We start from the raw sequence: 14,045 nt of genomic DNA on the forward strand, positions 1-14,045 counted from the left end.
GTGGTGACAGGCGCATTATGCCTAGGCTTGCCGGGCAAGACACTCATGCAGCGCAGTTTGCCAGTCAGGTTGACTGACTCCCCATTCCCGTTGCAAGCGACTGCAGTCGAGTCGCGAATTCAATGGCCGGGCGGCAGGCGTCGGATAATCGCTCGAGGTAATCGGCAATAGCGTTGCGCAAGGCTTCCCTTGTTCAAGTAGCGCGTTGCCGATAGCCTGGGCAAAGCCGAACCAGGAAGTTTCACCTTGCGCGGTCAGGTGGTAGGTACCCCAGGCACCCGCTTGCCTGTCTTGCCAGCGCTCGATCAGTTCGAGGGTACTGCGGGCAATGCTGCCGGCCCAGGTCGGCGCACCGATCTGGTCAGCGACAACCCGCAACTCGGGTTTTTCCTGAAGCAGACGCTGCATGGTCAACAGAAAATTGCGGCCATGGGTTGAATAGACCCAACTGGTGCGCAGGATCAAATGCTGCGCATGAGCGGCAGCGACAGCCTGCTCACCCGCCAGCTTGCTCTTGCCGTAGACCCCGAGCGGGTTGGTCGCGTCAGATTCAACGTAAGGCGCGTGTTTGTTGCCATCGAACACATAATCGGTGGAGTAATGGATCAGCGGAACGTCCAGCAGGGCGGCCGCTTCGGCCAGTACCCCGGGGCCGGTGGCGTTGATGGCGAACGCCAGCTCTGGCTCGCTTTGTGCCTGGTCAACGGCCGTGTATGCCGCTGCATTGATGATCAGGTCGGGCGCAACTTGCCTGACTTGCTGGCGAATTTGCGCCGGTTGCGCGAGGTCGAGGCGGTCGCGCCCCAGTACTACGAGGCTGCCGAGACCGGCCAGACACGCCTGCAACGCCTGCGAGACCTGTCCATTCTGACCACAGATAAGGATTTTCATGGGAACAGGTCGGCCTCTTGCAGGCTTTTGCCGTCCTGATCCTTGGCAGACAGCTTCGGGGCTTGCTGCAGTTGCCAGTCAATGGCCAGTGTCGGGTCATCCCAGCGAATGGTGCGTTCGGCCGACGGCGTGTAGTAGTCGGTCGTCTTGTAGAGAAACTCGGCCACCTCGCTCAGCACGACGAAACCGTGGGCAAAGCCTTCCGGGACCCATAACTGGCGATGGTTGTCGGCGGACAGGCGCACGGCGACCCATTTGCCAAAGTTCGGCGAACTGCGGCGGATATCCACGGCTACATCCAGTACTTCCCCTACGGTTACCCGTACCAGTTTCCCCTGGGTGTTTTCCAACTGATAGTGCAGGCCACGCAACACGCCTTTTGGCGAACGCGAGTGGTTATCCTGGACGAACTGTGCGTGAACTCCCGTCGCTTCAGCGAATGCCCTGGCGTTGAAGCTTTCATAGAAAAAACCGCGCTCGTCACCGAATACCTTCGGTTCGATGATCACAACACCCGGCAGGCCGGTTTCAATCACGTTCATTGGTTGTCTCCGGCAATCGAGAACAGGTACTGGCCGTATCCGGTCTTGCCGAAATACTGAGCGCGTTCGAGCAGATAATCGCGAGTGATCCAGCCGTTCTGATAGGCGATTTCTTCCAGACACGCGACCTTCAGGCCCTGACGGTGTTCGATTGTCTGCACGTATTGAGAAGCCTCAAGCAGGCTGTCATGCGTACCGGTATCCAGCCATGCGAATCCACGACCGAAGCGCTCGACCTGCAGATCGCCTCGCTGCAGATAGGCATTGTTCACATCGGTGATTTCCAGTTCGCCACGGGGCGAGGGTTTGACTGCCTTGGCAATTCTGATCACATCGTTGTCGTAGAAATACAGCCCGGTGACGGCGTAGCTGGACTTTGGCTTCGCCGGTTTTTCTTCAATGGACAGCGCGCGCCCTTCGCTGTCGAAGTCGATCACGCCGAAGCGCTCCGGATCCTTGACCCAGTAGCCGAATACTGTTGCGCCAGCCTTTTGCTGGGCAGCCTTCTTCAACTGCTCGCCGAAATACTGGCCATGGAAAATGTTGTCACCGAGGATCAGGCAGACCGGATCGTTACCGATAAACTGCTCGCCGATCAAAAAGGCTTGGGCGAGACCGTCCGGGGACGGTTGTTCGGCAAAACTGAACGACACGCCGAACTGGCTGCCGTCGCCCAGCAGGTTGCGATATTGCGGCAGATCCTGTGGGGTGGAAATCACCAGGATGTCCTTGATGCCGGCCAGCATCAGTACCGAGATCGGGTAATAGATCATCGGTTTGTCATAGACCGGCAACAGTTGTTTCGATACACCCAGCGTGATTGGATGCAAACGTGTACCGGAGCCACCGGCCAGAACTATTCCTTTCATCATGCGTGAAGATCCTTGATACCCGTGGAACCGAGGCGTTCGCCCTGGTAGCTGCCGTCCTGGACACGACCACACCATTCGAGGTTGTCCAGATACCATTGGACGGTCTTGCGCAGTCCGGTCTCGAATGTTTCTTCCGGCACCCAGCCAAGGTCGCGTTCGATTTTGCCGGCGTCGATCGCATAACGCAGGTCATGGCCGGGACGATCCTGGACGAAAGTGATCAGGTCGGCGAACCGGGCGACGTTTTCAGGTTTATGAGGCGCGAGTTCTTCGAGCAACGTACAGATGCCGTGTACGACATCGATGTTCTTTTGCTCGTTGTGACCGCCGATGTTGTAGGTTTCGCCGACCACGCCTTCAGTCACCACCTTGAGCAGTGCCCGCGCGTGATCGTCGACGAACAGCCAATCCCGAACTTGCTGGCCGTTGCCGTACACCGGCAGCGGTTTGCCTGCCAGAGCATTGAGGATCACCAGCGGAATCAGTTTTTCCGGGAAGTGGTACGGCCCATAGTTGTTCGAGCAATTGGTCAGCAGGACCGGTAAGCCGTAGGTTCGGTGCCAGGCGCGGACCAGATGGTCGGACGCGGCCTTGCTCGCTGAATAAGGGGAGCTTGGGGCGTAGGGGGTGGTCTCGGTGAACAAGTCATCGACGCCATGCAGGTCACCATAGACCTCGTCGGTGGAGATATGGTGAAAGCGGAAAGCGCTTTTTTGCGGCTCGCTCAGCCCCGACCAGTAGGCTCGGGCCGCTTCCAGCAGGCTGTAAGTGCCGACGATGTTGGTCTGGATGAATTCCGACGGACCGTCAATGGAGCGGTCGACATGGGATTCGGCAGCCAGGTGCATGATCGCATGAGGCTGGAAGCGCTGCAGTATGGCGCTCACCGTTGGGTGGTCGACGATGTCGGCCTGGACGAATTCGTAACGACTGTTGTCGGCGATGCTGGTCAAGGACTCCAGATTGCCGGCATAGGTCAGTTTGTCGAGGTTAAGCACCTCGTGGTCAGTGTTGCGAATCAGATGGCGAACCAGTGCGGAGCCAATGAAACCGGCACCACCGGTGATGAGAATACGCATGCAGGTTGGCCTTTTTCCGTAAGACGATAAAGCGAGTGGAGCATAGCTTGTCGGCAGGTGAGGGACGGTGCAAGAGGGATGCCCCCGCTATTTTGTCTGCGCTGTGTTTTGCTGCTGGATATTCGACGCACGGGCGTTGCCGGTTCGCACAGGGGCTGGGGTGTGTTCACGGTCGGGGGTTGATTATCCCTCGGGGCAATGGCGATATAGGCGCCTAATAAAATTTCAGGGGTCGTTCCATGCCGCTCGCCACGTTGATTCATCGCGCCAGTCTGCCCAGCCCGCAGGTTTCCGAGGCGCTGGCCCGGCAATGGTTGGCCGAGCATTACGGGCTCAGCGGCACATTACAGGCGCTGGGCAGTCAGCAGGATCTCAATTACCGGGTCGACAGCGAACGCGGGCGCTTTGTCCTGAAAATCTGCCGCGGCGATTACGCGCTGGTGGAGTTGCAGGCCCAACATGCCGGTCTCAAGTACCTCGCCGAGCATTCGTCGGTAAACGTACCCAAGGTGATCCCGGCCAATAACGGCGCGGATCTGTTGTCGCTGCAAGCCAATGGCGAGCCGGTGCACGTGCGGTTGCTGGACTACATCGAAGGCCAGCCGCTGACTCATCTTGATCACTTGGGCCAGGACGTGGTGGCCGGTTTCGGTCAGCTGTGTGGCCAGATGGACCTGGCGCTGGCCGGCTTCGACCATCCGGGCCTTGATCGCACGTTGCAATGGGACGCGCGGCATGCCAGTGCGCTGATCAGCCATTTGCTACCGGTGATCAAGGATGAACGCCAGCGCACACTGATCGCCGACGCCGCCGAACAGGCCGAGCGCCGTTTGCAGCCGTTGCAGGACAAACTGCCGGTGCAGGCGATCCACATGGACATCACCGACGATAACGCTGTCTGGCAACGCGATGCCAAGCGTCATTGGCAATTGCAGGGCGTGATCGACTTCGGTGATCTGGTGCGCACCTGGCGCATCACCGATCTGTCGGTGACGTGCGCGGCGCTGCTGCACCATGCCGGTGGTGATCCGTTCGTGATTCTGCCGGCGGTGCAGGCCTATCACGCTGTCAATCCGCTGCAACACGAAGAGTTGCAGGCGCTGTGGCCATTGATCGTGGCGCGGGCGGCGGTGCTGGTGCTCAGTGGCGAGCAGCAGGTCAGTATCGATCCGGGCAACACCTACAGCCGTGACAATCTTGCCCACGAATGGGAAATTTTCCACGTGGCGACTTCGGTGCCGCAGGCATTGATGGAAGCGGCGATCCTCACATCAGTCGGCCAGCGTCTGCCGGCGATCAGCAGCGAGGGTTTTGCGCCGCTGTTGCCAGAGCTGGTCGGGCGGGAATTTGCGCTGATCGACCTTGGCGTCCTGAGTCCGCATTTCGAGGCGGGCAATTGGGAGCAGCAGGGGATCGATCAACGATTGCTGACGGAAGCCGCCGCGGCGCATGGGCTGGCGGCGAGTCGTTACGGGCAATATCGCTTGTCGCAGACGCGAGTGGACACAGCAGTCGAACCGGAGACGTTCCCGCTGCACGTTGAGTTGCGCGTGCCGCAGGGTTCGGCGGTGGAAGCGCCGTTTGCCGGTGTGCTGCATCACGCGGCAGGTGGTGTGCTGCAACTCGACGGGCCACAGCTCAGTGTGCGCCTGTGGGGCGTGAACGCCTCGTTGCACAGCGGCGCGGCGCTGGTCAAAGGTCAGGTGCTGGGTGTGGTCAGCGGCCCGTTGATTGTGCAGTTGAGCCGCGTTGCATCGCTGGATGCGCCGTTGTTTTGCAGCCCTTCGCGCGCGGCTGCGTGGCAGGCGTTGTGCCCGTCGCCAGCGGCGCTGTTGGGGCTGGCCTGCGATGCCGAGCCGGAGCTGGACGCGAAAACCTTGCTCGAACGGCGCGACGCCAGTTTCGCCCGCACGCAAAAACACTATTACGTCGATCCGCCACGTATTGAGCGTGGCTGGCGCAATCACCTGATCGACATGCAGGGCCGCTCCTACCTCGACATGCTCAACAACGTCGCGGTGCTCGGTCATGGCCATCCGCGCATGGCCCAGGTGGCGGCGCGGCAGTGGTCGCTGCTCAACACCAACTCGCGCTTCAACTATGCGGCGGTGGCGGAGTTCTCAGAACGCTTGCTGAAACTGGCGCCGGAAGGCATGGACCGGGTGTTTCTGGTCAACAGTGGCAGCGAGGCTAATGACCTGGCGATTCGCCTGGCCTGGGCCTACAGCGGCGGCCGCGACATGCTCAGCGTGCTGGAGGCCTATCACGGCTGGACGGTCGGCGCCGATGCGGTGTCGACCTCGATTGCCGACAACCCGCGAGCGCTGGAAAGCCGCCCGGACTGGGTGCACCCAGTGACCGCGCCGAACATCTATCGTGGCGAGTTCCGCGGCCCCGATTCGGCGCCGGACTATGTGCGCAGCGTCGAAGCGCAACTGGCGCATATTGCCGCACAGCAGCGCCAATTGGCCGGCTTCATCTGCGAGCCGGTGTATGGCAACGCCGGTGGTATCTCGCTGCCGCCGACTTATCTGAAACAGGTATACGCATTGGTGCGTGCCCAGGGCGGGGTGTGCATCGCCGACGAAGTACAGGTCGGTTACGGGCGCATGGGCCACTTCTTCTGGGGTTTCGAGGAGCAGGGCGTGGTGCCGGACATCATCACCATGGCCAAGGGCATGGGCAACGGTCAGCCGCTAGGCGCCGTCATTACCCGCCGGGAAATCGCCGAAGCGCTGGAGGCTGAAGGTTATTTCTTCTCTTCGGCCGGCGGCAGTCCGGTGAGCTGCCAGATCGGCATGGCGGTGCTGGATGTGATGGAAGAAGAAAAGCTCTGGGAAAATGCCCAGGTGGTCGGCGGTCACTTCAAGGCGCGGCTGGAAGCGCTGATCGACAAACATCCGCTGGTGGGCGCGGTGCATGGTTCCGGGTTCTATCTGGGATTGGAGCTGATCCGCAATCGCCAGACCTTGGAGCCGGCCACCGAGGAAACCGCCTTGCTGTGCTATCGCCTGCGTGAGCTGGGGATCTTCATGCAGCCAACCGGGGATGACCTGAACATTCTCAAGATCAAACCGCCGATGGTTACCTCGCGGCGCAGTGTCGACTTCTTTGTCGACATGCTGGATCGGGTGCTCGAAGAAGGCCTGTAAACGCTCCCACAGGAATTCGTGTAAATTCGATTTGTATCGGTATTTATCGATGTTTTTTAAGAGTCTCGCATCCTTAAACATTTAAAATACGATATTTATCGGTTATAAAGTCGCCATTGCTTTGCAACCCTTCGACGGTTTCCTGGAGTCCTGTTCCGATGACCACTTTGAAAAGTACCCCGCGTGACGATGGCTTCTACATGCCGGCCGAGTGGGCGCCGCAGACCCAGACCTGGATGATCTGGCCCGAGCGCCCGGACAACTGGCGCCTGGGTGGCAAGCCGGCGCAGGCCGCGCACGTTGCAGTGGCCAAGGCCATCGCCCGTTTTGAACCGGTGACGGTTGCCGTGTCGGCCGGTCAGTACGAGAACGCTCGCGCACGTCTCGACGTGCCGAATATCCGCGTGGTCGAGATGTCCAGCGATGACGCCTGGGTGCGGGACACCGGCCCGACCTTCGTCATCAACAACAGCGGCGAAGTGCGCGGTGTGAACTGGGACTTCAACTCATGGGGTGGTTTTGAAGGCGGTCTGTATTCGCCGTGGAACCGTGATTCGCAGGTCGGTGGCAAAATCCTCGAAATCGAGCGCAGCCCGCGTTATCGCACCGAAGGTTTCGTGCTGGAAGGCGGTTCGATTCACGTCGACGGCGAAGGCACGCTGATCACCACCGAAGAGTGCCTGCTCAATCACAACCGCAACCCGCACCTGGGCCGCGAAGAGATCGAAGCGGTGCTGCGCGACAATCTGTCTGTGGATAAGATCATCTGGCTGCCGGATGGTCTGTTCAACGATGAAACCGACGGTCATGTGGATAACTTCTGCTGCTACGTGCGCCCGGGCGAAGTTCTGCTGGCGTGGACCGACGATCCGCAGGATCCGAACTACCCACGCTGCCAGGCCGCAATGAACGTGCTGCAAAGCAGCACCGATGCCAAGGGGCGCCCGTTCACGGTGCACAAGATGCCAATTCCGGGGCCGCTGTACGCGACCGAAGAAGAGTGCGCCGGTGTCGATCCGGTCGACGGTACACAGGAGCGCAATCCGTCCGTTCGCCTGGCCGGCTCCTACGTGAACTTCCTGATCGTCAACGGCGGCATCATCGCGCCGAGCTTCGACGATCCGATGGACGCGCCTGCGCGGGAAATCCTGCAGAAGCTGTTCCCGCAGCATGAAGTGGTAATGGTGCCGGGCCGTGAACTGTTACTGGGCGGCGGCAATATCCACTGCCTTACCCAACAGCAGCCAGCCCCGCACAAAGAGTGAGTTGAGACGTAACAGCTTGAGTTGACTCATAAATCGGCCAGGCAAAAATTAGCTTGCTACACATTCAAAAAAGCCTGCGGCCCTGTTGGACCGCGGGCTTGTTTGTATCCGCCTGTCGACAAATCGGAAACCTTGGCATAGCTCTTGTATCGGACAAAGTGCACTAGGGAGAGGGGGGAACTTCAACAGTTCTGTCATATACCTTGGATAACGTAGCCGCTCACGAACGGGGAGAGAGCGCTGAAATGAACGCCGAAGTGAACGTAGTCAGCGAGCGGACTTTGCATCCCATGGCCGTTAACGGCGAATCGCTCCAGATTGTCGCGCACTTTTTGAAATCCAACGGAACGCGTCAGATCAGGGAACCTGATCCGCGCCGGATGATGATCGAGCGCTACCCCGCTGGCCTGTTCAGCGAGGCCGAACTGGAAGCGTTATGGGCTGTGATGGAAGGATAAGAACAACAACAGGGATTGGTAAAAGCGCTGCCGGGATGGCGGCGCTTTTTTTATGCACGAAACAAAACCACTGTAGGAGTGAGCCTGCTCGCGATGGCGAAGTAACAGCCAACGAATCTGTTGAATGTTAAATGGTCATCGCGAGCAGGCTCACTCCTACAGGTATTGGGTTGAATCAGAAAGAATAGGTACCGGTCATCACCACACTGCGCGGTGCGCCTGGCTGGATCTGATATTGGCTGGTGGCCGAGGCGTAATACTCGCGGTCAGTGATGTTGTTCAGTGCCGCGCGCAAGTCCCAGTCCTTGAAGCGATAGCCGACCAGCGCATCCCAGCGGCCATACCCCGGCAGCACGGTGGTGTTGGCGTTGTCGGCGTAACGCTGGCCGACCAGGGTCAGACCGGTTTCGCCGTACCAGCCCATTTCCGGTTTCCAGGTCAGGAACAGGCTGCCGTTGTGTTTGGCCACGTTGTTGACGCGCTTGCCTTCCAGGCCGTTGTTATCCTTTTCGATAGTGGTGTCCTGCACGCCGACGCCACCGCGCATGTACCAGTTGCCGACCAGTTTGCCGGTGGCGGTCAGTTCGATGCCGCGCGAGCGCTGAAGACCGGTCATGACGGTCAGGGTCGGATCGTTCGGATCACTGGTGCGGCGGTTGTAGAGTTCCAGGTCGTAGACCGCCAGCGTGGTGCTCAGACGATCATTCAGCCAGTCGCTTTTCACGCCGATTTCTTTCTGTTTGGTCAGCTCCGGACTCAAGTCGTTGCTATTACCGGCAGCCCCCGGGGTGATGCCGATCAGGCCGCCGCCGACGGGCGAGAAAGTCTTCGACCACGAGGCATAGAACGAATGATTCTGCAGTGGCGTCCAGACAATCCCGAAGCGCGGGCTGGTGCTGTGGCTGTCGCGATCTTCAGTGAGGTTCTTGAGCTGGTTGGTCGACTCGATATCGAAGGTGTCGTAACGCAGGCCGGCCAGCAGTTGCCAGTGATCGTTCAGACGCAACTGGTCTTGCACGTACACCGCGCGGCTTTCGACTTCGGTGTGGCTGTCGCTGAACACCTGCATGCTGCCGGTATGACGGAGCTCGCGGTTGGGGTTGAACAGGTCGAGCGATGGCACCTGTTGTGCGCCTGGGGTCTTGCCAGTCGCGGCGTTGTACAACTTCGGATCACGGCGCTGGCTGCCGATCTCGACGCCGGTCAACAGGCGATGCTCGAGGCCAAAGGTATCGAAACCACCTTCCAGCTCAAGGTTGTTGTAGACGTTGCGGGTGGTCAGATCCTGCTGCCAGTGCTGGCGCGCGACCTTGTTGGTTTTCGGGTCAAAGCCGGTGAGATAGGTGTTGTCGAAATCGCTGTCGAGCTTGAACACCCCCAAGGTCTGGCGCAGCTGCCAGTTGTCGTTGATCTCGTAGGTGAGTTTCGAGCGCAGGGACTGCGCCTTGTCGTCGATGAAGTCGTGATCGTTGCCGTAGGTGGTGTCGCGACCGACGTCAGCCGGGCGGCCATTCACACCGGGAATGCCACGATCCGGGGTGCGGTTGTAGCGGCTGTATTCGTATTGCACCAGCCAGTTCAGGTCCGGGGTCAGTTGCCAGCTCATCGATGGCGCGAACAGTTGGCGATTGCCGCTGACGCCATCGCGGAAACTGTTTTCATCCATATTGCCCATGTTCAGGCGCAGGCTTAAATTTTCGCTGGGGTCGGTGCTGAGGTCGGCGTACAGGCTGCGCAGGTCTTCGCTGCCGCCCTGGGCCTCGATGGTCGAACGATGGCCGAACTCGGGCAGCTTGCTCACGCGGTTGACGATCCCGCCCTGGCTGCCACGGCCGTAAAGTACCGCCGCCGGACCTTTGAGCACTTCGACCCGCTCGATGTTGTGCAGGTCGCGCTTGTACTGGCTGTCATCGCGAATGCCATCCAGATAGAAGTCGTTGCTGGCGTCGAAGCCGCGGATACGCAGGCTGTCGAAGCGCGTGTCGGCGCTGCTGCTGACGTTGGGAATCCCGCTCAGGGCGTCGCCGATGTCATTGGTGCCGTAGTCGGCGACGTTTGAGGTCTTGATCGAGTCGATGGCCTGCGGCACATAGCGCACCGGTGTCGAGGTGCGAGTCGCAGTGTTGCTGATCTTGACGCGCGGATCCTCGGCTTGCTCTTCGGCGCTGATCGCGGTGGCGGGCAGTTCGGTGGCGGAGTAAGCAAAACCGCTGGACAGAAAGGCAGACAATCCAAGGGTGACAGGCGTGAGGCGGAACGGGGCAGGCATGGAAAAGCGCATCCGAAAGGGTAAGGAAATTCAAGCGCGCGAATGGTAATGCTTTGCATTTGCTCCTGTAATTTATTCCTGAGAAGTCCCCCTGTCAGATTGTTTCAATTTATGTCGATTTCGATACAACCTGATCAGGCGATCCATTCGACCGATTCTTGAAACAGTCTGAGAGCCATTCCGGCATTTTTCCCCAACACGCGTAGGAATAGTCTGCCGGCATCGAATTTTTCTACTTTGTTGCCGGAGTTCTCCCATGATCCTTCACTACATTTACGATCCATTGTGCGGCTGGTGCTACGGCGCCAAACCGCTGGTGCAAGCGGCGCAGCAAGTGTTGCCGGTCATTGCCCATGCGGGCGGAATGATGAGCGGCGCGAATCGCCAGCGCGTTTCGCCGCAACTGCGCGATTACGTCATGCCCCACGATCGGCGCATTGCCGAATACACCGGACAACCCTTTGGCGAAGCGTATTTCGAAGGTCTGCTGCGTGACCACTCGGCGTTTTTCGATTCGACGCCGCCGATTGCGGCGGTGATGGCGGCAGAAGCCATCGACGGTCGCGGTTTGCAGATGCTCGGACGTTTGCAGACGGCGCATTACGTTGAAGGACGGCGGATTGCCGATGAATCCGTACTTTTCGAACTCGCCCGTGAGTTGGGCTACACCCGTGACATCTTCGTGGCTGCGTTTAAGTCCGTTGATACGACAGCGCATGTAAAGGCCAGCCGCGCACTCTTGGCGCAACTGGGTGGCCAAGGTTTTCCGACGTTGGCGCTGGAGCAGGATGGGCAGTTCACCTTGATCGACATCAGCCCATGGCTTGGCAAACCGCAGGCTTTCGCCGACTGGTTGGAGCAAGCGGTTGTGGTTGATGAGCCGAGGCAATCCTCCGCGCAATGCGGCCTCGACGGCTGCGCGTAATTGCGCTGGATTCACTGGCTGAGCGCATTTCCGAGCAATGTGCTATCGCAAAATTTACGATTCTTAGACGATTTTTACCTATTTAAAGACGATTCTTGAAATTGACACATTATTGAGGGCGCGGCTACGATTCGGCCCAACGCCTGTGGCCAACCGCCATGACTCAAGAATAACAAGCAGGCCCGCCATGACTTTGTCGTGGGCGGGTCTTTTTGTTTCGGGGTGAAAAAAGAGTGCGATAGCGCCGTTTCAGCCGTTCGACACAGCGCGTTTCAACCCGTAATAAGGAAAACAAAATGTTGAACAAGCGAATCAGTCTGATCGCACTGGGGATGTTGAGTGCCACTTCGGCAATGGCTGACGGCCAGGCCGAATCCAAGGGTTTTGTAGAAGACAGCAGCCTGAAAGTGCTGCTGCGCAATGCCTACATCAATCGTGATTACAAAGACGGCAATCCGGACAGAGCCGAGTGGGGCCAGGCGGCCATCGGTACGTTCTCTTCCGGTTTCACCCAAGGCACCGTTGGTGTGGGTGTCGATGCTTTCGGTCTTTACGCACTGCGTCTGGATGGCGGCAAGGGCCGCAGCGGCGCCGGTGGTATCGACTTCTTCAAACAGGGTGACAGCGGCAATGCGGCTGACGACCTGTCCAAGGGTGGCGCTGCGGTCAAATTCCGCGTGTCCAACACCGTGCTGACCTACGGCGACCAGATGCCGGCCCTGCCGGTGCTGAACTACGATAACTCGCGTCTGCTGCCGGAAAGCTACACCGGTACCTTGATCACCTCCAAAGAGATCAAAGGCCTGCAACTGGACGCCGGTCGTTTCACCGCCGAATCGCGTAAAAGCGCTGAAGGCCGTGACAGCGGTGGTCTGAAGTCGATCAACGTGTTGGGCGGTAGCTACCAGTTCACCGAACAGTTCAAGGCGGCGTTGTACGCTTCCGACGTTGAAGACGTCATGAAGAAGCAGTACGTGAACGCCAACTACGTGTTCCCGATCGACAAGGATCAGTCCCTGACCCTGGACTTCAACGGCTATCGCACCAAGCTCGACAAGTCTTATGCCGACATCAAGAACGCCGGCGGCCAGGACAACAAGATCTGGAGCCTGGCGGCCACATTCGCCACCGGCCCGCACTCGTTCACCGTGGCGCACCAGCGCAGTACCGGTGACAGCAACCTGGGTTATCCGTACGGCGGTTATCAGAACGATGGTCGTCGTCAGGGCGACGGTGGCAACACCATTTACCTGGCCAACTCGTACTGGTCGGACTTCAACGCTGAAGACGAGCGCAGCTGGCAACTGGGCTACGGCCTGGACTTCGGTGCCTTTGGCGTACCTGGCCTGAGCTACAACTTTGCTTACGTGCGTGGCGACAACATCACCACCGACACCAGCAGTGGCGGCACCGAGCGTGAGATCTTCAACCAGGTCAAATACGTCGTGCAAAGCGGTCCGGCGAAAGACCTTAGCGTGAAACTGCGCAGCTCGATTCTGCGCGTGTCGCAGAAATCCGCCGACTACAACAGCAGCGGCAACGAAGTGCGTGTATTCGTGGACTACCCGATCAACATCTTCTGATGAACGATCCGGTGTAAGAAACATGAGAAAACCCCGACTGGCTCGGGGTTTTTTTTCGACGTCTTTTTCGCAAAAACCGTAAAAAACCCGTGTTTTTGTCACGTAAAAGTTGTTTTGAAGCGTCTTCAAGTACCGTTTCAAGCAGGGCTTTAAATGCCTGAAATTCTTTCTCATGGACGCAAATTCTCCACCTAATAGATTAGGCCGCTCAACGCAGCGGAGAATTTGGTAATGATCGTTTTGAACAGAGAAGTGGGCGAATCGCTACGGCGCGACAAATATGTCAACGTCCAGGGTGGTGACTTCAATCTCTACGGTCATTTTGCCGACTTCGTCAGACTGACCAAAAGTTGGGAAAACATGGAGCCAGACAGTTACTACGGTCAGGCCGAAGCCGGCATGCGTTACCGTCGTTACAGCGACTTCGAGTACAACCCGAAAACACGTGAATTGAAGCAACTCGAGCATCGCGCGTACGTGCAGTCGAAAGAGAATAACGCCTATGTGGGCGGTGTTGTGCGGCACTTTCAGGACTTCTCCGATGAAGTGATCACTTCGCCGGTGATGCGCAGCCTGATCGACACCGATTTCGAAGTGTACAAAAGCGTGTTGCCGGAAGAGTTGCACGATGAAATCTGGCAGTGCCAGATCCATCAGATCCGCATCGAGATCAAACCCGGCAAGCAACTGGAAATAACCCCGGAAGGGATTCACTGCGACGGCTATCCGTTCAGCGGTGTGCACTTTTGGGGGCGCAACAATGTCGAGGGCGCGGAAAGCCGTTTGTACGATGTGCACGAGCATCAACTGGCGTCGACCACCTACCAGGAAATTCTCGACACCACCTACTTCCTTGATCGCGACATGCGCCACTACGTGACCCCGGCGCGCAACACCCACACGCATGCCATGGCGTATCGGCAGATTCTGGCGATTTCCTTCTCGCGGCCCGGGACCGCTTTCGACATTGTTCGCTAATCAGATCACCCCAATCGATGGCGTCGAGTGC

At 58.7% G+C, this 14,045-nt stretch carries 11 protein-coding genes; 6 read left to right on the forward strand and 5 right to left on the reverse strand.

The genetic code is table 11. From position 1 onward, the window contains the following. Positions 1–21: 21 nt before the first annotated feature. Genes rfbD through rfbB form a run of 4 tightly spaced genes read right to left on the reverse strand, consistent with a single transcriptional unit; the run spans position 22 to position 3,384 of the window. The gene (gene rfbD / locus AC1RBR_RS26710; protein WP_492567320.1) at positions 22–891 is read right to left on the reverse strand and encodes a dTDP-4-dehydrorhamnose reductase; all 870 of its coding nucleotides are present in this window, start codon (positions 889–891) and stop codon (positions 22–24) included. Next, positions 888–1,433, reverse strand: coding sequence for a dTDP-4-dehydrorhamnose 3,5-epimerase (gene rfbC / locus AC1RBR_RS26715; protein ID WP_492567321.1), 546 nt, complete (start codon positions 1,431–1,433; stop codon positions 888–890). Before rfbC ends, rfbD begins: the two co-directional genes overlap by 4 nt. Continuing rightward, positions 1,430–2,305: a glucose-1-phosphate thymidylyltransferase RfbA gene (rfbA, locus tag AC1RBR_RS26720; RefSeq protein WP_166496334.1), complete on the reverse strand. Its 876-nt coding sequence runs from the start codon at positions 2,303–2,305 to the stop codon at positions 1,430–1,432. The genes rfbC and rfbA overlap by 4 nt, the downstream gene beginning before the upstream one ends. Next, positions 2,302–3,384, reverse strand: a complete 1,083-nt coding sequence (gene rfbB / locus AC1RBR_RS26725) for a dTDP-glucose 4,6-dehydratase (protein ID WP_492567322.1) — start codon at positions 3,382–3,384, stop codon at positions 2,302–2,304. The genes rfbA and rfbB overlap by 4 nt, the downstream gene beginning before the upstream one ends. Positions 3,385–3,623: 239 nt before the next feature. Here rfbB and AC1RBR_RS26730 point away from each other — a divergent pair, with 239 nt between their 5' ends. The 3 genes from AC1RBR_RS26730 to AC1RBR_RS26740 all read left to right on the forward strand — a co-directional run bounded on the left by AC1RBR_RS26730 (position 3,624) and on the right by AC1RBR_RS26740 (position 8,259). Next, positions 3,624–6,536, forward strand: coding sequence for an aminotransferase (locus AC1RBR_RS26730; protein WP_492567323.1), 2,913 nt, complete (start codon positions 3,624–3,626; stop codon positions 6,534–6,536). A gap of 158 nt (positions 6,537–6,694) precedes the next feature. Next, positions 6,695–7,801: an agmatine deiminase gene (gene aguA, locus AC1RBR_RS26735; protein WP_007961848.1), complete on the forward strand. Its 1,107-nt coding sequence runs from the start codon at positions 6,695–6,697 to the stop codon at positions 7,799–7,801. Between the two features lie 245 nt (positions 7,802–8,046). Further along, positions 8,047–8,259: a hypothetical protein gene (locus AC1RBR_RS26740; RefSeq protein ID WP_007961849.1), complete on the forward strand. Its 213-nt coding sequence runs from the start codon at positions 8,047–8,049 to the stop codon at positions 8,257–8,259. Between the two features lie 175 nt (positions 8,260–8,434). On the opposite strand, the gene AC1RBR_RS26745 is transcribed toward AC1RBR_RS26740, so the two are convergent. Next, on the reverse strand, positions 8,435–10,528 hold the full coding sequence (locus AC1RBR_RS26745; protein ID WP_492567324.1) for a TonB-dependent receptor: 2,094 nt from the start codon (positions 10,526–10,528) through the stop codon (positions 8,435–8,437). 256 nt (positions 10,529–10,784) lie between these two features. On the opposite strand from AC1RBR_RS26745, the gene AC1RBR_RS26750 reads away from it, so the two are divergent. The 3 genes from AC1RBR_RS26750 (at position 10,785) to AC1RBR_RS26760 (ending at position 14,014) form a co-directional block, all read left to right on the forward strand. Beyond that, positions 10,785–11,453 carry a DsbA family protein gene (locus tag AC1RBR_RS26750; RefSeq protein WP_492567325.1) on the forward strand — a complete coding sequence of 223 codons (669 nt, stop codon included), beginning with the start codon at positions 10,785–10,787 and terminating at the stop codon, positions 11,451–11,453. 296 nt (positions 11,454–11,749) lie between these two features. Further along, entirely contained in the window at positions 11,750–13,036 is a 1,287-nt protein-coding gene (locus tag AC1RBR_RS26755) for an OprD family porin (protein WP_492567326.1), read from the forward strand. Positions 13,037–13,267: 231 nt separating this feature from the next. Then, the gene (locus AC1RBR_RS26760; protein ID WP_064585516.1) at positions 13,268–14,014 is read left to right on the forward strand and encodes a 2OG-Fe dioxygenase family protein; all 747 of its coding nucleotides are present in this window, start codon (positions 13,268–13,270) and stop codon (positions 14,012–14,014) included. Positions 14,015–14,045 lie beyond the last annotated feature (31 nt).

The sequence above is a fragment of the Pseudomonas sp. GW823-FHT01D03 genome (assembly GCF_058798255.1).